19 protein-coding genes, 1 tRNA gene, 1 pseudogene and 1 riboswitch are annotated in these 21,484 nt (G+C 69.8%); of the genes and pseudogenes, 9 read left to right on the top strand and 12 right to left on the bottom strand.

The features are described 5' to 3' along the window. Window position 1: 1 nt before the first annotated feature. Complete coding sequence (locus tag GA0070619_RS28545; protein ID WP_088950877.1) at window positions 2–646, top strand: dihydrofolate reductase family protein; 645 nt, start codon at window positions 2–4, stop codon at window positions 644–646. Window positions 647–708: 62 nt separating this feature from the next. Here the strand turns inward: GA0070619_RS28545 and GA0070619_RS28540 are convergent, their stop codons facing one another. After that, window positions 709–1,053, bottom strand: coding sequence for a VOC family protein (locus tag GA0070619_RS28540; protein WP_231927181.1), 345 nt, complete (start codon window positions 1,051–1,053; stop codon window positions 709–711). Between the two features lie 228 nt (window positions 1,054–1,281). Here GA0070619_RS28540 and GA0070619_RS28535 point away from each other — a divergent pair, with 228 nt between their 5' ends. After that, complete coding sequence (locus GA0070619_RS28535; RefSeq protein WP_231927180.1) at window positions 1,282–1,797, top strand: DUF6886 family protein; 516 nt, start codon at window positions 1,282–1,284, stop codon at window positions 1,795–1,797. A gap of 137 nt (window positions 1,798–1,934) precedes the next feature. Here GA0070619_RS28535 and GA0070619_RS28530 read toward each other — a convergent pair whose 3' ends face one another. Next, a complete protein-coding gene (locus GA0070619_RS28530; RefSeq protein ID WP_088950874.1) occupies window positions 1,935–2,738 on the bottom strand; it encodes a hypothetical protein in 804 nt (267 codons plus the stop codon). Beyond that, window positions 2,735–3,322: an RNA polymerase sigma factor gene (locus GA0070619_RS28525; RefSeq protein WP_088950873.1), complete on the bottom strand. Its 588-nt coding sequence runs from the start codon at window positions 3,320–3,322 to the stop codon at window positions 2,735–2,737. The genes GA0070619_RS28530 and GA0070619_RS28525 overlap by 4 nt, the downstream gene beginning before the upstream one ends. Window positions 3,323–3,454: 132 nt before the next feature. Between GA0070619_RS28525 and GA0070619_RS28520 the strand changes: the two genes are divergently transcribed. Both GA0070619_RS28520 and GA0070619_RS28515 read left to right on the top strand, forming a co-directional pair. After that, window positions 3,455–3,781: a hypothetical protein gene (locus GA0070619_RS28520; protein ID WP_088950872.1), complete on the top strand. Its 327-nt coding sequence runs from the start codon at window positions 3,455–3,457 to the stop codon at window positions 3,779–3,781. After that, a complete protein-coding gene (locus tag GA0070619_RS28515) occupies window positions 3,778–4,662 on the top strand; it encodes a hypothetical protein (RefSeq protein WP_088950871.1) in 885 nt (294 codons plus the stop codon). The genes GA0070619_RS28520 and GA0070619_RS28515 overlap by 4 nt, the downstream gene beginning before the upstream one ends. A 314-nt stretch (window positions 4,663–4,976) precedes the next feature. Here the strand turns inward: GA0070619_RS28515 and GA0070619_RS28510 are convergent, their stop codons facing one another. After that, entirely contained in the window at window positions 4,977–7,268 is a 2,292-nt protein-coding gene (locus GA0070619_RS28510; protein WP_088950870.1) for a hypothetical protein, read from the bottom strand. 223 nt (window positions 7,269–7,491) lie between these two features. On the opposite strand from GA0070619_RS28510, the pseudogene GA0070619_RS28505 reads away from it, so the two are divergent. Further along, window positions 7,492–7,815: pseudogene (locus GA0070619_RS28505) on the top strand (hypothetical protein); the annotation flags it as partial. Between the two features lie 89 nt (window positions 7,816–7,904). On the opposite strand, the gene GA0070619_RS28500 reads toward GA0070619_RS28505, so the two are convergent. Continuing rightward, window positions 7,905–7,978, bottom strand: a tRNA-Gly gene (locus GA0070619_RS28500). A 202-nt stretch (window positions 7,979–8,180) separates the two neighbouring features. Between GA0070619_RS28500 and GA0070619_RS28495 the strand changes: the two genes are divergently transcribed. Continuing rightward, the gene (locus tag GA0070619_RS28495) at window positions 8,181–9,164 is read left to right on the top strand and encodes a zinc metalloprotease (protein WP_088950869.1); all 984 of its coding nucleotides are present in this window, start codon (window positions 8,181–8,183) and stop codon (window positions 9,162–9,164) included. 74 nt (window positions 9,165–9,238) lie between these two features. Here the strand turns inward: GA0070619_RS28495 and GA0070619_RS28490 are convergent, their stop codons facing one another. Further along, window positions 9,239–9,778: a pyridoxamine 5'-phosphate oxidase family protein gene (locus tag GA0070619_RS28490; protein WP_088950868.1), complete on the bottom strand. Its 540-nt coding sequence runs from the start codon at window positions 9,776–9,778 to the stop codon at window positions 9,239–9,241. Between the two features lie 99 nt (window positions 9,779–9,877). On the opposite strand from GA0070619_RS28490, the gene dcd reads away from it, so the two are divergent. Beyond that, complete coding sequence (gene dcd / locus GA0070619_RS28485; RefSeq protein ID WP_088950867.1) at window positions 9,878–10,456, top strand: dCTP deaminase; 579 nt, start codon at window positions 9,878–9,880, stop codon at window positions 10,454–10,456. Window positions 10,457–10,531: 75 nt separating this feature from the next. Here the strand turns inward: dcd and GA0070619_RS28480 are convergent, their stop codons facing one another. Next, window positions 10,532–11,572, bottom strand: coding sequence for a C40 family peptidase (locus tag GA0070619_RS28480; protein WP_088950866.1), 1,041 nt, complete (start codon window positions 11,570–11,572; stop codon window positions 10,532–10,534). A 13-nt stretch (window positions 11,573–11,585) separates the two neighbouring features. After that, window positions 11,586–11,721: riboswitch (cyclic di-AMP (ydaO/yuaA leader) on the bottom strand. A 251-nt stretch (window positions 11,722–11,972) separates the two neighbouring features. Here GA0070619_RS28480 and GA0070619_RS28475 point away from each other — a divergent pair. After that, on the top strand, window positions 11,973–13,937 hold the full coding sequence (locus GA0070619_RS28475; protein ID WP_231927179.1) for an N-acetylmuramoyl-L-alanine amidase: 1,965 nt from the start codon (window positions 11,973–11,975) through the stop codon (window positions 13,935–13,937). Between the two features lie 54 nt (window positions 13,938–13,991). Here the strand turns inward: GA0070619_RS28475 and GA0070619_RS28470 are convergent, their stop codons facing one another. The 5 genes from GA0070619_RS28470 to GA0070619_RS28450 form a co-directional block, all read right to left on the bottom strand. Further along, window positions 13,992–15,005, bottom strand: a complete 1,014-nt coding sequence (locus tag GA0070619_RS28470) for a C40 family peptidase (protein ID WP_088950864.1) — start codon at window positions 15,003–15,005, stop codon at window positions 13,992–13,994. A 167-nt stretch (window positions 15,006–15,172) separates the two neighbouring features. Further along, window positions 15,173–16,174, bottom strand: a complete 1,002-nt coding sequence (locus GA0070619_RS28465; protein WP_088950863.1) for a hemolysin family protein — start codon at window positions 16,172–16,174, stop codon at window positions 15,173–15,175. Further along, window positions 16,167–17,492, bottom strand: coding sequence for a hemolysin family protein (locus GA0070619_RS28460; protein WP_231927178.1), 1,326 nt, complete (start codon window positions 17,490–17,492; stop codon window positions 16,167–16,169). The genes GA0070619_RS28465 and GA0070619_RS28460 overlap by 8 nt, the downstream gene beginning before the upstream one ends. A gap of 104 nt (window positions 17,493–17,596) precedes the next feature. Beyond that, the gene (locus GA0070619_RS28455; RefSeq protein WP_088950862.1) at window positions 17,597–19,792 is read right to left on the bottom strand and encodes a (Fe-S)-binding protein; all 2,196 of its coding nucleotides are present in this window, start codon (window positions 19,790–19,792) and stop codon (window positions 17,597–17,599) included. Between the two features lie 208 nt (window positions 19,793–20,000). Then, on the bottom strand, window positions 20,001–20,264 hold the full coding sequence (locus GA0070619_RS28450; RefSeq protein ID WP_088950861.1) for a cell division protein CrgA: 264 nt from the start codon (window positions 20,262–20,264) through the stop codon (window positions 20,001–20,003). 221 nt (window positions 20,265–20,485) lie between these two features. On the opposite strand from GA0070619_RS28450, the gene GA0070619_RS28445 reads away from it, so the two are divergent. Continuing rightward, entirely contained in the window at window positions 20,486–21,286 is an 801-nt protein-coding gene (locus GA0070619_RS28445) for a DUF881 domain-containing protein (RefSeq protein ID WP_088950860.1), read from the top strand. Window positions 21,287–21,484 lie beyond the last annotated feature (198 nt).

Here is a 21,484-nt window from a genome sequence, read left to right as displayed (position 1 = left end):
CATGCCGCAACTGCTGCGGGTGCAGTGTTTCAACGTGTCGCGCGACGGGTTCGGCACCGGCGAGGGGCAGAGCCTGGAACGGCCCTTCGGCCACGCGGACCCCACCCCGCTGTTCTCCTGGCGGGCCGCCACCGCCAGCTTCGTGTATCGCACCGAGCCCGGCGGCAGTCGCGGCCTCGACGACTATCTGACCCGCGACGCCGAGTGCAACATCGGTGCGGAGATCATGGGTCGCAACAAGTTCGGCCCTCAGCGCGGGCCCTGGGAGAACCACGACTGGCAGGGCTGGTGGGGGGACAACCCGCCGTTCCACACGCCGGTCTTCGTGCTCACCCACCACGTACGCCCGTCGTTCACGCTGTCCGACACCACGTTCCACTTCCTCGACGCCAGCCCGGCCGAGGCGCTGGCCCGGGCGAAGCAGGCAGCCGACGGTCGCGACGTACGCCTCGGTGGTGGGGTCGCCACCATCCGCGAGTTCCTCGATGCCGACCTGGTCGACACGATGCACATCGCCGTCGCGCCCGTCGACCTCGACCGGGGCGAGCGCCTGTGGGACAGCCCCGACGAACTTCTCGACCGCTTCCACCTGGAGTCGGTTCCCAGCGCCAGCGGAGTCACCCATCTCCTGTTCTGGCGGCGCTGACCCGCGATCCTGGACAGTTTCCGTTACGCCTGCTCGGAAACTGTCCAAGATCTGTGCAGGCCCTAAGCGAGGCGGGACAGCACCAGCATGCGGTTGCCGTCGGGATCCGTGACCCGGGCGGACCGCTCCCCCCACGGCTGGTCGACGGGTTCCTCGGTGACCGTGGCGCCGCCCGAGCGCAGGGCGTGCACGGCGGCGTCGCAGTCGTCGGCGTAGACGCACAGCTCCCACCGGTGCGATTCGGCCGGCCCGCCGGCCTCCGGATTGGCGGCCAGGCCCAGCTCGCTGTTGCCCAGTCGGAGTGCGACGAACTCCGGAACACCCTCATCCGGGAACCGGTAGGTCAGCTCGAAGCCGACCACATCCCGGTAGAACCCGATCAGTCGTGGCAGGTCAGGTGTCGTCACGATCGGAAAAGCTTCGGTGAACACGGACCACCTCCAGAGCGGACACTAACGGACGCTCTGTGTGATCGGGAGCAACCGTTTGGGATACGCCCCGTCGAAGAGCGGTTGTTCGAGTGCCGGTATTCCGGTGGCGCTGAGTTAGGAGCGCGACCGGAGGCTGCCCGAATGTGGTTGAGCTGAGCACCTCTCCCAGGTAGGAACGACCAAATGCGACCAGAGCCTGGGCAGGTGCTGCATTTCTCGGAGGATCCGACGATCACGCGGTTCGTTCCGCATGTCGCCGCGACCGCTCAGCAACCGGACGCATACGTGTGGGCCGTCGACCAGGATCGGGCTCCCGATTACTGGTTCCCGCGCCAGTGCCCCCGGGCGATGGCCTGGGTGCTGCCGAGCACCTCTCGGGCGGATCGTGATCGGGTCGTCGGAGCGGGCTGCGGCGAGCGAGTCCATGCGATCGAGTACGGCTGGCTGGAGGCGATGCAAAGGGTGCGACTGTTCGCGTACCGGCTACCAGCTGATCGCTTCCAACTCTTCGGCACTCCCGAACCACACGCGCTCGTGGCAGTCGAGCCCGTCACACCCCTCGGTCCTCCCGAGCCGGTGGGTGATCTGCTGCGGTGTCACGCCGAGGCGGGAATCCAGCTTCGCGTGCTGAACAACCTCTGGTCCTTCTGGGACGTAGTGGCCAACAGCTCGGTCGGCTTCAGTGGCATCAGGCTGCGCAACGCAAGGCCCCGCTCCTGATCCTCCCCGGAAATTGGAAGGCCGTTGCTGGGACGATGGCCGCCGCTGAGATCCCTCTGAGGGCTCTAGAGCTGACAGCGCGGAAGCACCGCGTCCGACGCCGGAAGCCCCGGTCGTCGCTGGCACCACCGCGGTGCCTACCGGCTCCAACGCTCCGCGGGTAGGCAGTTGGTGCCGGGCGAGCCGTAGACGACAGTGCCCGACGGGTCCCCGTAGCAGTGGTCGAACTCGTCCGACGGACGAAAGAGCGGACGGCGGTCGATTTCGGCACCGGTGTCGTCGTAACTGACCAACTCGGCGCCCTCGTTGGCGTTCGCATCCTCGGTGATCAGGCCGAACACACCGTTGGCCAACCGCGCGGTGGTCGTCTGCCCATCCCCGTGTTCGAGCACCAGCCGGTGCACCCGAGCGCTGACCCGGCCAGTCGCCGCGACGTCGCCGCCGTTGACTCTGCTGGACACGAGCAGGAGTCGCTGGACCGGGCCGGGCAACCAGTTCCGTTGTGGCCAGTCCCGTTCACTGCTGGCGGCCCCGCTGATCTCCTGATGTGGCGCCGTGGAGACTTCACAGGTGAAGTACCCGGTCTCCGATATGAAAAGTGCCACGGCCCGGTGGTCCTGCTCGGCGGCCACGGCCAACTGGTCCATCGACACCGGAAGCCGCTCCATCTCCTCGTTCCACGACAGGCACTGCTCCATTGATCGGCGCAGCGTCGGTGACAGTTCGCTCGGACCCATCGCCAGATGCCGCACATCGTCGCCACTCGGCACCATCGCCACACCGGCGACCATGGCCGCAGCCGTCGCCACGGTGGCCACCCCGAGCCGTAGCGCCCGGCGGGATCGCGGACGATGGACAGAAGCCATCAGATCCGAACGCATCCGCGCCGCCGCGCCGGGCGGCAGATCCCGCTCGACAGGCGTTTCGAAAATGCCCTTCATCGCTCATCCTCCTGCTTGGTTCCGTCGACGACCATCCGTGCCAGTCGGGCCCGTGCGCGACTGACACGTGATCGGAGCGCGCCTTCGTTGATGCCGAGGACCTCAGCCGCCTCGGCGTACGGCACGCCCGACCAGAGACACAGGGCAACCGCCTCGCGCTCGGCGCGAGGTAATCGGCGTACGACCGCCAGGACGTCGGCCATCTGCCGTTCGTCATCGAGCCGAGCGACTATGTCGTCCGCCGGGTCCGCCTCCACCCCGCGTCCCGGCGGCAACCTCCGCAGGGCTGCCAACCACCGCCGGGCCGACCGCCACTCGGTGCGGGTCGTGTTGGTGGCGACCACCAGTAGCCACGGCAGCGCCAACCCGTCGACCAGGACCGCTGCTTCGCCACGCCTGCGCCACGCGACCAGGAAGGTGGACTGCGTCACGTCCTCGGCGAGCGTCCACGAGCCGGTGAGCCGGAACGCGTGGTTGTAGACCGCCCGGGCGTACCGGTCGAAGAGCCGGCCGAACGCGACCTCGTCACTGGCTGCGATGGCCGACCACAGATCTTGGTCGGACGGTTGTATCTGGCTCGTCACACCTGACTATCGCCGGTCGGGCCGAGCCTGTTGCAGTCGTCTTCCGGGGTGATCGGCGCGCGAAGGCGGGAATCGACCGGAACGAATGGGTCGCCGCCTGGGGTCACTTGACGGCCGTGGGAGTCTCGCCGCGTGCTGATCAGAGCAATCCTCGGGGCCGTCATCACCGCCATCGGGTGCGCGGGGGCGTTTGTCTTCGCCTATGCCGTGATCCTGGTCGGGGTGAAAGGCCAACGCGCCAGCGAACGGGCATGGGGGCGGGCGGCCAACCTGCCTCGAGCTGTCTTCGCTGGCTACTTCGGGGCTGCCGGTCTTGCTCTGCTGTCGACGGCGCACCTGGCCCTGTTCTACCGCGACGAAGAGTGGTTCTGGCTGATCGCGCCCCAACAGGGAGCGGTGGTGCTGTCGCTTGCGGCGGGATGGCTCGCGATGCACAGGATGGGCAGGTCGCGTCGATGATCGGAGACACCTTCACCGTGCGAAACGACCTCGACCAGATCGAAGCGGCGTTCGTCGGCACGCCCCTGGCCGGCCTGCCGATCGGGCACGGCCCGTCGGGCACTGTCCTCGTCGCCGACATCGACCCCAATCGCATGCAAGAGGCTTGGCAGGTTGCCGACGCACTGGTGTCGGTCACCGGACGCCTGCCCGTCATGGTCACCGACGACTTCGGCGACACGCTGAGGATCCGGCCCGAGCCCGAGCCCGGTCCGTCGGAGTCGGAGCTGCGCGCGTTCGCCGAGGCGGCCGAATCTTCCGACCCCTGGCTGGTCTACCGCCACTACCGCGCGGACGACGACGTCGACGAGGGCGAGGTCGAGTACTACACGCGTGGCAGGGTTGGCGCAGACCTGGACCTGACGGCCCTGGTGTCGGATGTGGCGCTGCCGACTCCGCTCCAGGAGCTGGAGCGGGCGCTGTACGATCGGCTGCTCGCCGACGCCGACCTGTACGCCCGGGTGCTTGGCAGGGTGCGGTTCGTGACGCAGACCGATTACTGGTTCACGCCTAACAGCGTCCTGCTCATGTTGCTGCCCACCAGCGATGTCCGCAGCTCGGGGTACTGGGTCGACTTCTTCGGTGCGCCCACCCGGGAGTACCGGTGGATGCTGGCCGAGGCGTTGACGCAGTGGCGTCACCGGTGGGACGCCCGCCTGGTCGCGTCTTGGGGTGGCACCATGCTGCAGTTCCAGGTGGCTCGTCGCCCGGCACCGGGTGACGAGGCGTGGACCGCGGCCGGCCAGCTCAAGGCGCTGGCACCGAACCTCGACCTGAGCCGGTGGGAGGTCGCCGTTGCCTTGCCCGCCGGTGACGCGTGGTTCGTGCACAACCGACCCTGACGACTCGACCGGGCCGTGATCCGCCGAGCTCGGCCGTCGCCTGCGGACTGAGCCGCTCCTTGAAGTCGTGGTCCCAAGGGACGTCCTCGTCGATCCCCAATAGCGTCAGGCGTCCCTTAGTCGGCCGCGGGCTGTCGCCAGCGTCCGCCCGGATCCGGTCGGCTGGGTACAGCTCACGGCCGGTTCAGGGCCGGTAGTCTGCGCGACCGGCTACCGAAGCAGGCGGCCGAACCAGCGAGCTGGTTCGGCGGCATCCGAAGGCGGAAACGACGCCGCCCGCCCGGTGACCCGGACGGGCGGCGATCACGACCGCGTCAGCAGGTGCAGTCGGGCGGGACGACGTAGAAGGCGATGTTGGTGTTGCTGCCCTCGTACCCGGCGTTGCCGGACCAGGAGAACTCGTACAGGAACTGCGGGTAGGTGTTGGCGTCCACGGTCGGCAGCGAGTCCCGCAGCGAGAAGGTGCCGTCCGCCGCGGTGGTGACGTTCGGGAGCGGGACCGAGGTGCCGTCCGGGCCGACCCGGTTGACGGTCAGCGTCACGCTTGCGCCGATCGACCCGGTACGGGTGCCGGTGACCTTGCCGTCGATGACCGCCTGCTGGCCGTTGACCAGGGTGCGGTCCGGGGACGTGACCTCGATGGACGACGGCTGCTTCTGCACGGTCACGTCGACGGTGCCGGACGACCGCCGGTGGGTCGAGTTGCCGTCCCAGGCCAGCTTGTAGGTGACCTGCCCCGTGGCCGTGATGCTGTCGTCGAAGCCGAAGGCGCACGACGCGTCGGTGGTCAGGTCCGGCAGCTTCTTCTCGTTACCGCCGTTGACGCTCCGGCTCACGTGGACCGTGGCCGGGCCCTGGCAGGCCCCAACGTCCTGGGAGATCGCTCCGGTGACCCGGAACTTCTCCCCGACGTACGCCGGGTCCGCCACCGTGCCGCTGATCTGGGAGTCCTTGGACGAGACGGTGACCTCCCGGGTGGCCGACGCCGGCGCGTACACCGGCGAGCCGGCGTCCCAGCTGACCGTGTAGACGTACCGGCCGCCCTGCGCCGGCGTGTCGAGGATCGCGAAGCCGCCAGCGCTGTCGGTGGTGACGGTCGGAAGCTGCTCGGTCACCCCGTCCACGCGGTTGTTCCAGATGGTCCTGGTAACTCCGATCTGCTGGGGATCTGTGGGCACCTTGCCGTCGAAGCCCAGCGTGCCGGAGAGCTGCAGGCGCTTGCCGTCCTCGCCGGCCGCCGCGCCGGTGAGGGTGAGCGTCGGGGCGCGCCCGGCCACCGGCACTGTCAGCGAGGCGTCGCTGCCCTGGTAGTTCGGGGTCCGGGCCCAGGAGACCTCGTAGCGGATCTCCCCGCTGACCGGCGGGGTGTCGGTGATCGTGAAGGTGCCGTCCGCCGCGGTGGTGGCCGAGAGCGCGGTGCGGCTGTCGTCCGGCAGGATCCGGGTGACGTCGAGCCGCTGCACGCCCGGGGCCGCTCCGTCGGCCAGGGTGAGCCGGCCGGTGACGGTCATCGGGTCGAGGGCGGTGGCGGACTCCGGCCCGGTCAGCGAGATCGCCGACTTGGGCAGGGTCACGTCGACCGCCCGCCAGAGGTGGTAGCGCTCGCTGTCCCGGTCGTACACCAGGCCGAAGACGTCGGTGCCGAGGAATGCCAGGCTGCCCTCCACCACCGCACCGTCCAGGCTGTCGACCTGGTTGACCGGTGCGCCACTGGCGAGGGTGTGCACGATCAGCTCCGGACTGCCGTCGCGCCCGCCGGCGAGGTAGCGGCCGTCGGGGCTGATCGTGACTGCGTCCGGCCGGCCGGGGCCGGCGCCGTAGTGGCGTACCTCGGCCAGGGTGGTGGTGTCGTAGCCGATGTGGGTGGCCGAGCTGCCGTAGGCCCCGATCACCTGGCTGCCGTCCGGGGTGACGACCAGCTCGCGAAGGTTGGCCACGATGCTGTTCATGATCGTGCCGCGCCGCGTCGCCTGCGCGCCGTCCACGGAGTAGACCTCGACCATCGCGGGGCTGAGGCCGGGAGAGCCGGTGGCCAGCACGTTGCCGGCCACCGCGACCCGTGGCGCCTGGTACATGTTGTTGGTGATGCCGACGACCGTGGGATCGGCCGCCGCGACGTCGAGCGTCAGCACGCCGCCGGTCGACTCGAACCCGCAGCCGTAGCCGACCCAGACCCGGCTTCCGGACAGGGCGAGGTTCGTCGGGCAGCGGTACCCCTCCAAGGAAATCTTCCGGACGACCTGCAGGGTGGCGGTGTCGACCTCGGCCAGTTCACCGCTGTCGCTCAGCGCGACGTAGAGGCGGTCGCGATCGGTGTCGATGGCGAGGCCGACCGCGCCGGCCATCCCCTCCAGGGTGTCGGTCACCGCGCCGGTGGCGTCGGCGACGACGACCCGGTCGACCGCGGCGACGAAGACCCGGCCGTCGCCCGCGGCGACGTCGCGGGCGCTGGTGACGCCCTCCAGGAGGGTGCTGGTGTCCGCGGCGGCGGCCGGTGCCGCGACGCCGACCGCAGCGGCGGCGGCCAGGGCCGCCGTGGCGGTCGCGCCGGCGATCCGGCGCGGCAGTGCGGCTCGGGTACGGGCGGATGGTGAGCTGCGAAGCATGGGTACTCCCCGTCTGGCGCGACACCTCGCCGCGCCGGGAGGGAGCATGGCCGCCCCCTCCGACGGGATTCCACCCCGCTCCGCCGATCGACCGGGCATCCTCAGATGGCGACAAGGGCGACATGATCATGTGACCTTTTGGGACGGCGGGGCGCTGGTTTTGGTGGTGTAGCAGCGTTTTCGCCGAGGCGGCGCGGCGAACGCGGCGCCGGCGGGCGGTGGTGGGCATCCGGGCCGTTACTTCCACGACCTCCGGCACAGCGGGAACACCCTCGCCGCTCAGACCGGGGCGAGCACCCGTGACCTGATGGCCCGGATGGGGCATGACTCATCGCAGGCCGCGTTGATCTATCAGCACGCCACGGCCGAAGCGGACCGTGCCATTGCCCAGGCGCTGCACCAGGCGTTGCGGGTGGACCGGAATGGGCCCGGTAAGTCGGTAGGCAGCGCGAGCAAGACCAAAGGCGAGCCGGGCAAGAAGTCCGGCAGCAAGAAGGGTAAGAAGGGGTCAGCGGACCGGGACGGGGCCGGGGATGACCGTGGCTAATGGCACGCTAATGGCACACGGCATGACGGCTGACCCCGGAACATCGAAGACCCCGGCGGGGACTCACGTCCTGACCAGGGCCTTCGCAGTGGAGCGGGTGACGGGAATCGAACCCGCACTGTCAGCTTGGGAAGCTGATGTTCTGCCATTGAACTACACCCGCAGGCGGCACCACTGTACCCGAGTGGTCGATCCGGTGCACCCAGGCACCCCCGCGAGCCCGCCACCCCAGGCACCCAGGAAGAAGTTTCCGGACGGCAACATATCGCCGTTCTCAAATGCTTCGATGGGTTGTAACGTCTGCCACACGTTGCCAGCCACGGCGTGACACACCCCCTGCCGCGCCGCCAGAAAGAGGTGGGCCCATGGGACCCCGTCCCAACCTGCTGACCCGGCGTGCCGCCGGTGTCGCGTCGACGACCCTCGCGCTGCTGCTCAGCACCGCTGCGGTGGGCGTCGTTCCGGCCGCTTCGGCCTTCTCCGCGGCGCCCGGCGGCGCCTGCGTGGAGCCAGCCGACAGCCACTCCAACGCCCGACTCAAGCCCGGTGCAGCGGCCAAGCACGACCCGAACGAGTTGACCGCGCAGCAGGTCCGCGAGCGGGACGCGGACCTGGCCGCCGCGTTGCGCGAGCGCGCCAACTTCCGCACCGGCGCCGGCGCGACGGCACTGGCCACGGTCACCATCCCGGTGGTGGTGCACGTGATCCAGGAGAACAGCACCCGGGCCGGCGGCAACATCCCCGACTCGTTGATCACCTCGCAGATCACCGTGCTCAACCAGGCCTACGCCGGCGCGACCGGCGGAGCGGTCACCGCGTTCGCCTTCCGACTCGACAAGATCAACCGGGTGACGAACCCGTCGTGGTACCCGATCGTGCAGGGCTCGTCGGCGGAGCGGTCGATGAAGTCCTCGTTGCGGGTGGGCGGCAAGAACACCCTCAACATCTACCTCGGTGAGCTCAGCAACGACCTGCTGGGCTGGGCGACCTTCCCGCAGCGCAACCTGAGCAGCATGGACGGCGTGGTCGCGCTGAGCGAGTCGCTGCCGGGCGGCACCGCCACCAACTACAACCAGGGCGACACCGGCACCCACGAGGTGGGCCACTGGCTGAACCTCTACCACACCTTCCAGGGCGGGTGCGGCGGCTCGGGTGACAGCGTCAGCGACACCCCGGCCGAGGCGTCGCCGGCCTACCAGTGCCCGACCGGGCGCAACACCTGCTCGGCGACCGGGCTGGACCCGATCACCAACTTCATGGACTACACCTACGACTCGTGCATGTACCAGTTCACCCCCGGGCAGGCCAGCCGGATGCTGACCGCGTGGAACGCGTACCGGGCGGCATAACTTCCCCGCGTACGACCGGTGCCGGCCCCGTCACGACGGGGCCGGCACCGGTCGTCTTTCTCCCCAGGACCAGGTCAGGCGGCCGAACACTGGACGTTGCGGCTGCGGCGGGCCGGGCGAGCCTGCGGTACGGCTGAAGGTGCGGCCGGGGCCAGCGGGTCGAGCCACACCTGCACCTCCGGCCCGCCGACGGCGACACCGAGGCCGTGCTGCTCCCGGCGGGCCAACATCGCCACGTCGACGGTGAACTCGAACAACCGCCAGTCAACCTGCGGCTCCGCCCGGGCGCCCTGCGCCAACCGTGCGACCCGGAGCGGATCCGTCACCGGACGGGCGCGACCCGCCACGTACGCCTCGTCGTCGCTCTCCTCCGGCGGGAACGAGTGCAGCGCGTAACGGCCGTCGCGTTCGAGATCGCGGCGCTTCGGAGAGTCGACGATGAAGCAGAACAAGCCCTCGTCGGTGATGACCGGGGAGACCGGATGGACCCGGGGCCCGCCGTCGGCGCGGACCGTGGCCAGGTAGCCGAAGCCTGGCCCGTACTGCTGGAGGAGAACGCGGATCCCGTCGGCGAGTCGGGGCTCGTCGGCGGCGAATTCGGACCAGGAAGCCATGTGGGCATTCTATCGAACAAATGTACGAGCAGCGACCTCGACTCGCTGGTCATCGGCACCGAATCCTGGCACTTTCGGCAACGCGGCTATGGTGGTCCGATGCTGCTCTCCGACCGCGACCTGGTCTCCGAGATCAAGGCCGGCACGCTGGGCCTGGAGCCGTTCGAGCCCACCCTGGTCCAACCCTCCAGCATCGACGTCCGACTCGACCGGCTGTTCCGGGTCTTCAACAACCACCTCTACACGCACATCGATCCGGCGATGCAGCAGGACGACCTGACCTCGGCGGTCGAGGTGCCCGACGGTGAGCCGTTCGTGCTGCACCCGGGCGAGTTCGTGCTGGCCTCGACGCTGGAGGTCATCTCGCTCGGCGACCAGCTCGCCGGCCGGCTGGAGGGCAAGAGCTCCCTGGGCCGGCTCGGGCTGCTCACGCACTCCACCGCCGGCTTCATCGATCCGGGGTTCTCCGGTCACGTGACGCTGGAGCTCTCCAACGTGGCGAACCTGCCGATCACCCTCTGGCCGGGCATGAAGATCGGGCAGCTCTGCATCTTCCGGCTCTCCTCGCCGGCCGAGCACCCGTACGGCTCGACGGTCTACGGCTCGCGCTACCAGGGCCAGCGGGGTCCGACGCCCAGCCGCGCCTGGCAGCACTGGCGCACCTGGCCCACCCGCTGACGGGCTGAGGCACCACGGTCAGACGACGAGGGCCCGCCGCGACCGATCGCGACGGGCCCTCCTGGTCACCCAGGATCAGCCTGGGCGGCCGTAGCTGTGGATCGGGCCGTCGTCGACCTTCTTCATCTTGACCGGTTGGCCGGCCTGCGAGGCGTGCACGACCCAGCCGTTGCCGACGTACATGCCGACGTGGTGGATGTCGCTGTAGTAGAAGACCAGGTCGCCGGGGCGCAGGTCAGCCTTGCTGACGTTCTTGGTGACGCGGCTCTGCTGAGCGGCGTTGTGCGGCAACGACACCCCGGCCTTCGCCCATGCGGCCAGCATCAGCCCCGAGCAGTCGTACGAGTTCGGGCCCTCGGCACCCCAGACGTAGGGCTTGCCGATCTGCGCGCAGGCGAACTTGACCGCCGTGCCCGCAGCGCCTCCGGGATAGCTGCCGGGGCAGGGCGCCGGACGCAGCGGACCGCCGCCCCCGTTGCCGTACACCTTGAGGCGCAGCTTCTGCAGCCGGTCGATCTCCTCGTTGATCTGCTTCTTCTTGGCCGCCAACTGGGCCTCGGTGCGGGCCAGCTGGGCCACCATCTCGTCCAGCGGCGCCTTCTGCGCGGCCAGCTCGTCGCGCAGGTCGGCGACCTCGCGTACGTCCTGCTGCTGGTTGTGCGCGAACCGGTCGAGCATTTCGAGCTGGCTGACCACCTCGCTGGGTGACCGGCTGCCGAGCATCGCGTTGACGGTCGAGACGGTCTCGCCCTTGTACGCGCGCACGGCCAGCGCGCTGACCTTGTCCATCGCGGCGTCGACCTGCCGCTCGAGCGGGGCGATGCGGGCGGCCAGCGCGTCCGCCTGCTTGCGCTTGACGGCGAGGTCGGCTCGGGTGGCGTTGTGCCGTTCGATGATCGGTTCGAGTGTGTTCCAGTCGGCGTCGATCTGGCGCTCGATCTCGGCGACGGACGGGTCGGCGTGGGCGGCCGTGGCGCTGCCCGTCAGGACGACGGCGACGCCGACCAGTGCGGCGAGAGCGGTGGTGAAGCGGGACCAGCGTGGGCGCGGCACGATCGACGTCGGGACGGCGAATGCCGACCGCTCGGACGACGGCCGCGGGGCATGGAGTGCCACCGGGGTTCCGTACTCCTTCTTCCTGACCGCCTACCGGGTTAGCTGACGGGTTCGGGCGGGAAGTCGGCGCCCTACCGCAGTGGCTGCGGATTCACCCCGAGGGACATGGGTCCCCGGTTCGCTCGGAAACGACTCGGCGGTGTCGGTCCGTTACCGCCCGGGATGGGCGGAGCTGCTGTCGGGCCGACAAATGACCAGAGTAGAGACGCCCGTTACCGATCCGCAACCCGTACGGCCGTGACACTCCGTACCGATCGGGTGGGGGTCACCGACCGTGTGTGAAGAATTCTTTCTCAACATGTCGATAGATGGAAAGGTATTGACGCGGACTCTCCAGCGGCGCGATGGTGACCTGACCTCTACCCGCGAGAATCTAGGGGGTTCGATGCACCATCCAACAGTGTCGGCCGGCTGGCGCGCGCTGCTCGCCACGACCGTCGTTGCCGCCGCGAGCGCGGTGCCACTCTCCACGGCCGCCACCGCCGCACCCACCGCCGATCGCCAGCAGCAGTACGCCGCCGCAGCGACCGAGTACGGCGTGCCGACGGGCGTGCTGCTCGGCGTCTCCTATCTGGAGTCCCGCTGGGACAGCAACGCCGGCACACCGAGCACGAGCGGCGGCTACGGCCCGATGCACCTGACCGACGCCCGCCACGTTGCCGCTCTACCCGGGCGCGGCCACCACGACGCCGGCGCCGAGGACCCACGCGGTGACGACTCCCGGCCCTCCCGGGTGCCCGCACCCCGACCCGTCGAGGCCCCCGCACCGACCGCCGCCGCGTTGCAGACCGTGGACGCGGCGGCCGCACTGACCGGTGCCACCCCCGAGGCGCTGCGCACCGACGCGGCGGTCAACATCCGGGGTGGGGCCGCGTTGCTCAGTGCGTACCAGCGAGAGTTGGGTGCGCCGGTCGGAGCGGACACCGACCCGGCGGCCTGGTACGGCGCGGTGGCCCGCTACGCCGGTGCGGACAGCGCCGACGCCGCCGCGGCCTTCGCCGACGAGGTCTTCACCACCATCGCCGCGGGCGAGTCCCGGATGACCGACGACGGCCAGCGGATCACCCTGCCGGCGCGCGCGGTACAGCCCGAGCGCTCCTGGTTGGACCGGCTGGGCCTGCGCCGGTTGGCCCGCCCGGACGGGCTGGAGTGCCCGCGCACCATCTCCTGCGAGTGGATCCCGGCACCCTACGAGGCGTTCGGCGACGGGGACTACGGCAACCACGACCTCTCCGACCGGCCCGCCCGGCAGAAGATCGAGTACATCGTCATCCACGACACCGAGGCGAGCTGGGCGACGACTCTGAAACTCGTCCAGGACCCGACGTACGTGAGCTGGCACTACTCGCTGCGCTCGGTCGACGGGCACATCGCCCAGCACGTCAAGACCAAGGACGTCGGCTGGCACGCGGGCAACTGGTACGTCAACGCCAAGTCGATCGGTCTCGAACACGAGGGCTTCGCCGCGCAGGGCACCTGGTACACGGAGGCGATGTACCGGACCTCGGCGAAACTGGTGCGGCACCTGGCGCTGCGGTTGGGCATCCCGCTGGACCGCCAGCACATCATCGGCCACGACAACGTGCCCGGCACCGTCGCCTCGACCGTGCGGGGGATGCACTGGGATCCGGGCCCGTACTGGGACTGGACGCACTACTTCGACCTGCTGCACGCACCTCGGCTGGACACCGGCACCCCGGCCACCGGGCTGGTCCGGATCGACCCGGACTACGCCACCAACCAGCCGGCGTTCACCGGTTGCGTCACTGCGGGCGTCCCGTGCGCGCCGCGCGGCTCCTCGTCGGTCGTGCTGCGGAGCGCACCGTCCGCGGACGCGCCGCTGGTCAACGACATCGCGCTCCGACCGGACGGCACCCCGAACACGATGGCCGTTTCGGACCACGGGGCCCGGGCGTCAGCCGGGCAGACGTACGCGCTCGCCGGACGGCAGGGCGACTGGACCGCCATCTGGTACCTCGGGCAGCGGGCCTGGTTCCACAACCCGGCGACCGCGCCGACCGCCAGTTGGACCGTCGGCGTCGTGGCCACGCCGAAGCCCGGTCGGACGACCATCCCCGTGTACGGACGGGCGTACCCGGAGGAGGCGGCGTACCCGGACGGGGTGCCCTACCAGACGATCTCGCCGTTGCAGTACACCCTGGCCGCCGGACAGCGGTACGCAGTCGGCGCGGTGCTGGCCGGCGAGTACTACCGGGCCAGCACGTTCGACGGCTCGTCGCCGGGCGACTGGACGGTGATCCGCGGCAAGAACCGCTACGCGCAGATCCAGTTCGGCCACCGCATCATGTACGTCGATCTCGCTGACGTGCAGTTGCTGCCCTCCCCGGTGGGCGCGCCCCGCTGACGAACAACGACGGCCCCCGGTCGGTGACCGGGGGCCGTCAGTGCGTGATCTGGATCAGCCAGGTCTGCGGAAACCGGCGACCGGCATGGTGTTGATGCTGGACACCTGCACCGGTTTGCCGGCACGTGGCGCGTGCACCATCTGGTTGTTACCCAGATAGAGCCCGACGTGACTCAGCCCGGAGAAGAAGAAGACCAGGTCACCGGGGCGAGCATCAGCTCGCGCAACCGCCTTGCCCTCGTTCCACTGGTCACCGGTGTGGTGGGTCAGGGAGATCCCGGCCGCCTTGTAGGCGTACTGGGTCAGCCCCGAGCAGTCGAACGAGTTCGGGCCGGTGGCACCCCAGACGTACGGCTTGCCGACCTTGCCGCAGGCGGTCTTGATCGCGGTGCGGGCGGCCTCGCTGACCACTCCGTTGATGGTCGGGCAGGCCGCGGTCTTTACCGTGGTCTTGGGCATCGACGCCTCGAGCTGCTTGATCTCGGCGTCGATCTGCTTCTTCTTGGCCGCCAGGTCGTTCTGCTGCTTGGTCTGGGTGACGATCAGCCCGTCCAGCTTCTGCTTCTCGCCGTCGTACTTGGCCCGCACGGCCAGCACGCCCTCGACCTCCTTGCGCTCCTGCGCGGCCAGCCGATCGAGCACGGTGAGCTGCTCGGCGAGCGTGTCCGGCTTGACGCTGACCAGCAGCGAGCCGATGTCGTGCGACGGTCCGGAGATGTAGTAGCGGGAGGCGAGGTCGCCGACCCGGTTGAGCGCCAGCTCGCTCTGGAGCGCCAGCGGTTCGATCTTCTTCTGCAGGTCCGCCGACTTCTGTCGATTGACCTTCAGCTGCGCCCGGACCTTGTTGTACTGCTCGATGGTGGGCTCCAGCTGCTCCCACTTCTTGTCGATCTGCGCCTCGATCTCGTCGACCGTCGGATCGGCGTGAGCCGGTGCGGCGAGCAGACCGGCGCCGACAGCGGCGGCGGCGACCAGGACGAGCAGACGGTGGACGCCGCGGCGCAGGCCACCTGGCCGAGCAGACGTGTTCAGGCCGTGACGATGAGGGGGCATGGTTGCCACCGGCATCGACTCCTTTGCAACCGACCGCCGGGCGCCTCGCGTGAGGGAAGGGCCGAGGCAGACGACCCACAGCGGTCGGTGCCTCACATTAGGGAAGCTCGGAGCGGTTATCAAGGTGAGCGCAGTAACCATCACTGTCGTGCAACCGCTTGCACACCAAGGGTATTCGCCGATTAGCCAACGATTGCGGTCAATACATCGTCGAGTGTGACCACACCGAGAGGGCGCCGGCCGTCGCTGACCAGCACCATGTGCCGCCGCTCGCGGCGCATGGCCAGCAGCAGATCGGCCAGCGTACGCTCCGGCGGCACCACCGCCAGCGGTCGGTAGACCCGGGCGGGCACCGGCGACCGGCGACCCTGCCCGGCGTACCCGAGCACATCCTTGACGTGCACGAAGCCGAGCACCCGACGGGTCGACCGCTGCACCACCGGGAACCGGGACCGTCCGGTCCGGGTCGCCAACACCTCCAGCGACGCCGGTGAGACGTCCTCGGCCACCGTGACCACCGTCGACCACGGCTGTAGCGCGTCCGCCGCCGTGCGGCTGTGCAGGGCCAGGGCGCCGGTGATCCGGGCGTGCTGCTCCTCGTCGAGCAGACCCTCCGTACGCGCCTGGGAGACGAGCCCGGCCAGTTCCTCGGCGGTGAACACCGTCTTCACCGCCTCGGACGCCTCGATGCGCCAGAACGCGAGGACCCGGCGGGCCGCCCACTTCATCGCGAGCAGCAGCGGCTTGGTGGCCACACAGAACGCCAGCATCGCCGGGCCGAGCCACAGTGCCGAGACCTCCGGACCGGCCAGCGTGATGTTCTTCGGCACCATCTCGCCGACGACGGTGTGCAGGAAGACCACCACGCCCAGTGCCAGCACGAACGCCACCGGATGCACCGCCCGCTCGGGCAGGCCGGCCGCGTGGAACGGAGGCTCCAGCAGGTGGGCCAGCGCAGGCTCGGCGATCGCGCCCAGACCCAGCGAACAGACCGTGATGCCGAGCTGCGCGCCCGCGATCATCAGCGGGATCTGGTTCATCGCGGACAACGCCCAGCGGGCCCGTTTCGATCCGGCGGCCAGCGGCTCGATCACCGTCCGGCGGGACGCGATGAGCGCGAACTCACTGCCCACGAAGAACCCGTTGCCGAGCAGCAGCAGCACTGTCACCAACAGCTCAGTCATCGTCGTCCGGCTCCGCCGGGCGCAGCACCCGGACCTGCTCGATCCGGTGCCGCTCGACCTCCACCACTGTGAACTCCCAGCCGTCCGCCTCGACCGTCTCGCCGGCCAGCGGGATGTGCCCGAGCCGAGCCATCAGGAACCCGGCCAACGTCTCGTACGGGCCCTCGGGCAGCCGGAAGCCGGTCTGCTCGGCCACCTCGTCGGAGCGGAGCACCCCGTCGACCAGCACGGTGCGCTCACCGCCGGGCACGGTCAGCTCGCCCGCGTCAGCGTCGTCCACGCTGGCCGGGTCGAACTCGTCGGCGATCTCCCCGACCAACTCCTCGACGAGGTCCTCGATCGTCACCACGCCGTCCGTCCCGCCGTACTCGTCGACCACGATGGCCAGATCGGCGCCGGCCGCCTTCAACGCGGCCAGGACGCCGTCCAGGTCGAGGCTCTCCGGCACGTACACCGGCTCGCGGGCCACCGACCCGACCATGGTCGACGCACGCTCGGCCAGCGGCACGCCCAGCGCGTCGGGCACCCCGGCCACGCCGGTCACCAGGTCCAGCGTCTCCTCGTACACCGGGAAGCGGGTCCGCCCGGTCCGCCGGGACTCCTCAAGCAGCTCGGCCACGGTGGCCGTGACGCGCAGCGCGACCACGTCCACCCGGGGGGTCATCGCCTCGGCGGCCCGCTTGTCGCCGAACCGGATCGTGCGGCGCAGCAGCATGGCGGTGTCCGTCGGCAACGCACCGGCCCGGGCCGAGATGGCCGCCAGCAGGCCCAGCTCCTCCGGTGAGCGGGCGCTGGCCAGCTCCTCCTGCGGCTCGACACCGAGCGCCCGGACCAGTCGGTTCGCCGAGCCGTTCAGCCCCCGGATCAGCCAGCCGAACGTCCGGGAGAAGGTGTGCATCGGCCCGGCCGTGGCCAGCGCCGCCGGCATGGGTCGGGCCAGCGCCGCGTTCTTCGGCACCAACTCACCGAAGAGCATGGAGATCAGCGTCGCCAGGGCCAACGCGAGGAACGGGGTGTAGCGCCCGGTGTTCTCCCCGACCAGCGGGCGCAGCAGCGGGGTGAAGAGCCGGGCCAGGGCCGGTTCGGCCAGGTAGCCGGTGAGCAGCGCGGTGATGGTGATGCCGAGCTGTGCGCCGGAGAGCTGGAAGGAGAGTTCACGCAGCGCAGCGCGTACCGTCAGGGCGGCCTGGTCGCCCGCGGCGGCCCGCCGGTCGATCTCCGCGCGGTCGACCGTGACCAGGGCGAACTCGGCCGCGACGAAGAACGCGTTGCCCGCGGTCAGGGCAACGAACCCGACCAGGGGCAGCAGCGTCGTCAAGAGTAGGCCGTCGATGTCGCCTCACCTCGGCGAGATTCTTGCACGACAACGGCGGCCCCTCGGGGGCCGCCGTCGTCGATGTTCAGATCCCAGATGTACGCGCCTCAGCCGACCGGCGCCGTCTCCTTGCCGCCCTGCGGCTGCTCCGGCTTGACCGAGCGGAGCAGCACGCTCGCCACGTCGATCACCTCGACCTGCTCGCCGGCGCCCTTGCCGTTGACGCCGTCGTTGAGCATCGTCGAGCAGAACGGGCAGCCGACGGCGACCGTCTTCGCGCCGGTGGCCATGGCCTCCTCGACCCGGTCCACGTTGATCCGCTTGCCGATCTTCTCTTCCATCCACATCCGGGCACCGCCGGCGCCGCAGCAGAAGGAACGCTCGCTGTTGCGCGGCATCTCGGTGAGGTCGCCCTCGATGGCGTCCCCGAGCACCTCGCGGGGGGCCGCGAAGACCCGGTTGTGCCGGCCCAGGTAGCAGGGGTCGTGGTAGGTGACCCCACCGTCGACCGGCTGCACCGGGGTGAGCTTGCCGGTGGACACCAGGTGGGCCAGCAACTGGGTGTGGTGGACCACCTCGAACTCGCCGCCGAGCTGGCCGTACTCGTTGCCCAGGGTGTTGAAGCAGTGCGGGCAGGTGGCCACGATCTTGCGCTTGGCCTTCTCCCGACCCTCGAACGCCTCGTTCAGCGTCTCGACGTTCTGCTGGGCGAGCATCTGGAAGACGAACTCGTTGCCGATCCGCCGTGCCGGGTCACCGGAGCAGGTCTCGCCCTCGCCCAGGATCGCGAACTTCACCCCCGCCTCGTTGAGCAGGGTGGCCACGGCCCGGGTGGTCTTCTTGGCCCGGTCCTCGAACGCGCCGGCGCAGCCGACCCAGAACAGGTACTCGAAGTCGTCCACCTCGCCGACCCGGGGCACCTCGAAGTCCAGGCCCTTGGTCCAGTCCTCGCGGGTGTTCTGCGGGGCGCCCCACGGGTTGCCCTTGTTCTCCAGGTTGCGCAGCATCACGCCGGCCTCGGAGGGGAAGCTCGACTCGATCAGCACCTGGTAACGGCGCATGTCGACGATGTGGTCGACGTGCTCGATGTCCACCGGGCACTGCTCGACGCAGGCGCCGCAGGTGGTGCAGGACCAGAGGACGTCCGGATCGATGACACCGCCCTCCTCGGCGGTGCCGATCAACGGCTTGTCGGCCTCGGCCAGGGCCAGCACGTCCAGGTGCGCGAGCTGCGCCTGGGTGGCCTTCTCCTCGCCGGTCAGGTCCTTGCCGCCACCGGCCAGCAGGTAGGGCGCCTTGGCGTAGGCGTGGTCGCGCAGGCTCAGCACGAGCAGCTTGGGCGACAGGGGCTTGCCGGTGTTCCAGGCCGGGCACTGCGACTGGCAGCGACCGCACTCGGTGCAGGTGCTGAAGTCCAGCAGACCCTTCCAGCTGAACTGCTCGACGTGGGCGACGCCGAACTGGTCCTTCTCGGGGTCGGCCTCCTCGAAGTCGAGCGGCTTGCCCTGGCTCGTCATCGGGCGCAGCGCCCCGAGGCCGGAGCCGGCCGGCCGGGCCGGCTCGCGCTTGAAGAAGATGTTGGGGAACGCCAGGAAACGGTGCCAGGCGACACCCATGGTGACGTTCAGCGAGATGACGATCAGCCAGGTCATCGAGATAATGATCTTGATGACAGCGGCGACGCTCGTACCGTCCTGCCAGTCGGGCAGCACCGCGCCGACGGCGTGGCTGACCGGAGTGGCCCAGAACGGGTACTCGAAGTGGTCGGTGGCGACCTTGAAACCGCGGATCAGCAAGCCGAAGATCAGGACCAGCAGCACGATCCACTCGACGAAGTAGCCCTGCCACATCGTCGAGCCGGTGAACCGGGAGCGACCGCCCGGCCGGTTCGGCCGGTTGCGCAGCCGGATCGCCATCAGCACCAGGATGCCGACCAGGCCCAGCACGGTGATGACCTCGGTGGCCAGGCCGAAGATCGTCCAGTGCCCGATGATCGGCAGCCCGCCGGTCGGGGTGACCACCTCGAAGTACGCCTCGAGCACCAGCAGCGACAGCACGATGAAACCGACCATCACGAACCAGTGGGCGGCACCCACCACGCCCCACTTGAGCATCCGCGTGTGGCCGGCGGTCTCCACCAGCATCGTCTTCGTGCGGGCGCCCTTGTCCGTGAACCGCTCCGGCGCGGGCTGCCCGAGCCGGATGACTGCCGTCATCTTCAGGACCGCACGCACCGCAAGCCACACCGCCACAGCGGTGATGGCGGCCGCGAGGATCGTGGTGACGATCTGGACGCTGCCCATCGAGTTGGCCTCCCCGGTCTGCTACCTGATGACCTCGCTGCGCTCGGTCATGCAGTGCAGCCTACGCGAAGGTTACCCAGCAGTAACGTGAGTCATCTCGCAGTAGGCCACGCTGCCTGCGGACACCATAGGGTGCCCCACCCGATCCTGCCGGGCAGGGGCTCGACGAGGTGATGCGAAACCGCCGGTGCGGCGACGCCGAGCCGGCTCAGCGCCAGCGGGAGAGCAGCGCCAGCGAGGCGACCATCGCGCCGAAGCCGACCGCGAGGTTCCAGTAACCCCACGCCATGACCGGGTACTCCTGCTCAGACAGGTAGTAGACGACCAGCCAGCCGATCCCGGCGACGATCAAGGCGACCGCGGTGACCGGCAACCACACCGGGCTAGGCTTGCGCGACGACGCCGTCGTCGTCGGACGGACGTCCGTCGGCGGGGTGTACACCTTCTTCTTACGGACCTGAGACTTGGGCACGGCGCTCTCCAGAGGGGTGACGACCTCGTCCGGCCTGACAACCGGGCGCCGGGGCGACGGTCCATGGCCAATAATGTTCGAGAGCTAGCGTAGTCCCGATTGCCCGCCCGGACCACGAATGGGGTCAGGCCGGTGCACGGAGTGACCGAAAGAGGCGGGACTGTTCGCATCACCGGCCCGGCCGGAGCGGACCGATCCCTGATACGCGGAAGGAACGCTCGGTGGAGTACACATCCGGCGCAACCTCCTGGCAGAAGGTCCTGCGCCGGGCCGCCGCCGGGCTGCTGCCCCGGCGACCGCGTCAACGGCGTCCGGGCTGGTCGATCGGGGTGCCCCTGATCGCCGCCGCGGCGGGGCTGCTCTTCACCACTTCCGCGACCACAGCCGACGGCACCGCCCTGCGCGAGGACCGGCGACCCCAGCTCAACCAGCTCATCGAGGAGCGGCGCGAGCAGGTGGCGGCGAGCGAGCGACGGGCCGCCACGCTGCGCGGCGAGGTCGAGCAACGCACCAACACGCTCGCCGGCTCGGACACCCCGATCAAGAGTCAGCAGAATCGTGCTCAGGGCAGCCTCCAGGCCGCCGGGTTCACCGCCCTCGCCGGCACCGGGGTGACAGTGGAGCTCAACGACGCGCCGCAGCTCGACCAGACCCAGTCGGACGCCAGCAACGACGACCTGGTGGTGCACCAGTCTGACGTGCAGGCGGTGGTCAACGCGCTCTGGGCTGGCGGAGCGGAGGCCATGTCAATCATGAATGTCCGCGTGCTCGCGACCAGCGCGGTACGCTGCGTCGGTAACACCCTGCTGCTCCATGGCCGGGTGTACTCCCCACCGTTCAAGATCGTGGCGATCGGCGATCCCGCTGCCCTCCAGCAGGCCCTCGCCAGCTCTGAGGGAGTCCGGTTGTTCAAGGACGCGGTCGACGACTACCAGCTCGGTTACAAGGAAACGACCTCCACGGTGCGGGTCCCGGCATTTGAGGACTCAACCGCCCTGCGCTCGGCTACGGTGCCCAAATGAGTGGGCCGGACGAGCGTCGCGACGGGCGACACCGGAATCAGACCGACGAGCCGACCGATTTCCTTCCCAAGGTCGACCGTCCCGAGCCGGCACCCCGGCCGACCCCGGCCGGCAACTGGCCCGAGCCGGTGCTGCCGAGCAGACCCGCTGCGCCGCGCCCGCTGACCAACCCCGACGCTCCCCGCGCCACTGAGCCTC

The organism is Micromonospora zamorensis (genome assembly GCF_900090275.1).
GTDB classification, from domain to species: Bacteria; Actinomycetota; Actinomycetes; order Mycobacteriales; family Micromonosporaceae; genus Micromonospora; species Micromonospora zamorensis.
This window is presented reverse-complemented; position numbering and strand designations above follow the sequence as displayed.

Coding starts and splice junctions, on each gene's coding strand:
- GA0070619_RS28545 (WP_088950877.1), top strand. CDS start 2: ATGCCGCAACTGCTGCGGGTGCAGTGTTTCAACGTGTCGCGCGACGGG.
- GA0070619_RS28530 (WP_088950874.1), bottom strand. CDS start 2,738: ATGAAGGGCATTTTCGAAACGCCTGTCGAGCGGGATCTGCCGCCCGGC.
- GA0070619_RS28515 (WP_088950871.1), top strand. CDS start 3,778: ATGATCGGAGACACCTTCACCGTGCGAAACGACCTCGACCAGATCGAA.
- GA0070619_RS28510 (WP_088950870.1), bottom strand. CDS start 7,268: ATGCTTCGCAGCTCACCATCCGCCCGTACCCGAGCCGCACTGCCGCGC.
- GA0070619_RS28495 (WP_088950869.1), top strand. CDS start 8,181: ATGGGACCCCGTCCCAACCTGCTGACCCGGCGTGCCGCCGGTGTCGCG.
- GA0070619_RS28490 (WP_088950868.1), bottom strand. CDS start 9,778: ATGGCTTCCTGGTCCGAATTCGCCGCCGACGAGCCCCGACTCGCCGAC.
- dcd (WP_088950867.1), top strand. CDS start 9,878: ATGCTGCTCTCCGACCGCGACCTGGTCTCCGAGATCAAGGCCGGCACG.
- GA0070619_RS28470 (WP_088950864.1), bottom strand. CDS start 15,005: ATGCCGGTGGCAACCATGCCCCCTCATCGTCACGGCCTGAACACGTCT.
- GA0070619_RS28465 (WP_088950863.1), bottom strand. CDS start 16,174: ATGACTGAGCTGTTGGTGACAGTGCTGCTGCTGCTCGGCAACGGGTTC.
- GA0070619_RS28455 (WP_088950862.1), bottom strand. CDS start 19,792: ATGGGCAGCGTCCAGATCGTCACCACGATCCTCGCGGCCGCCATCACC.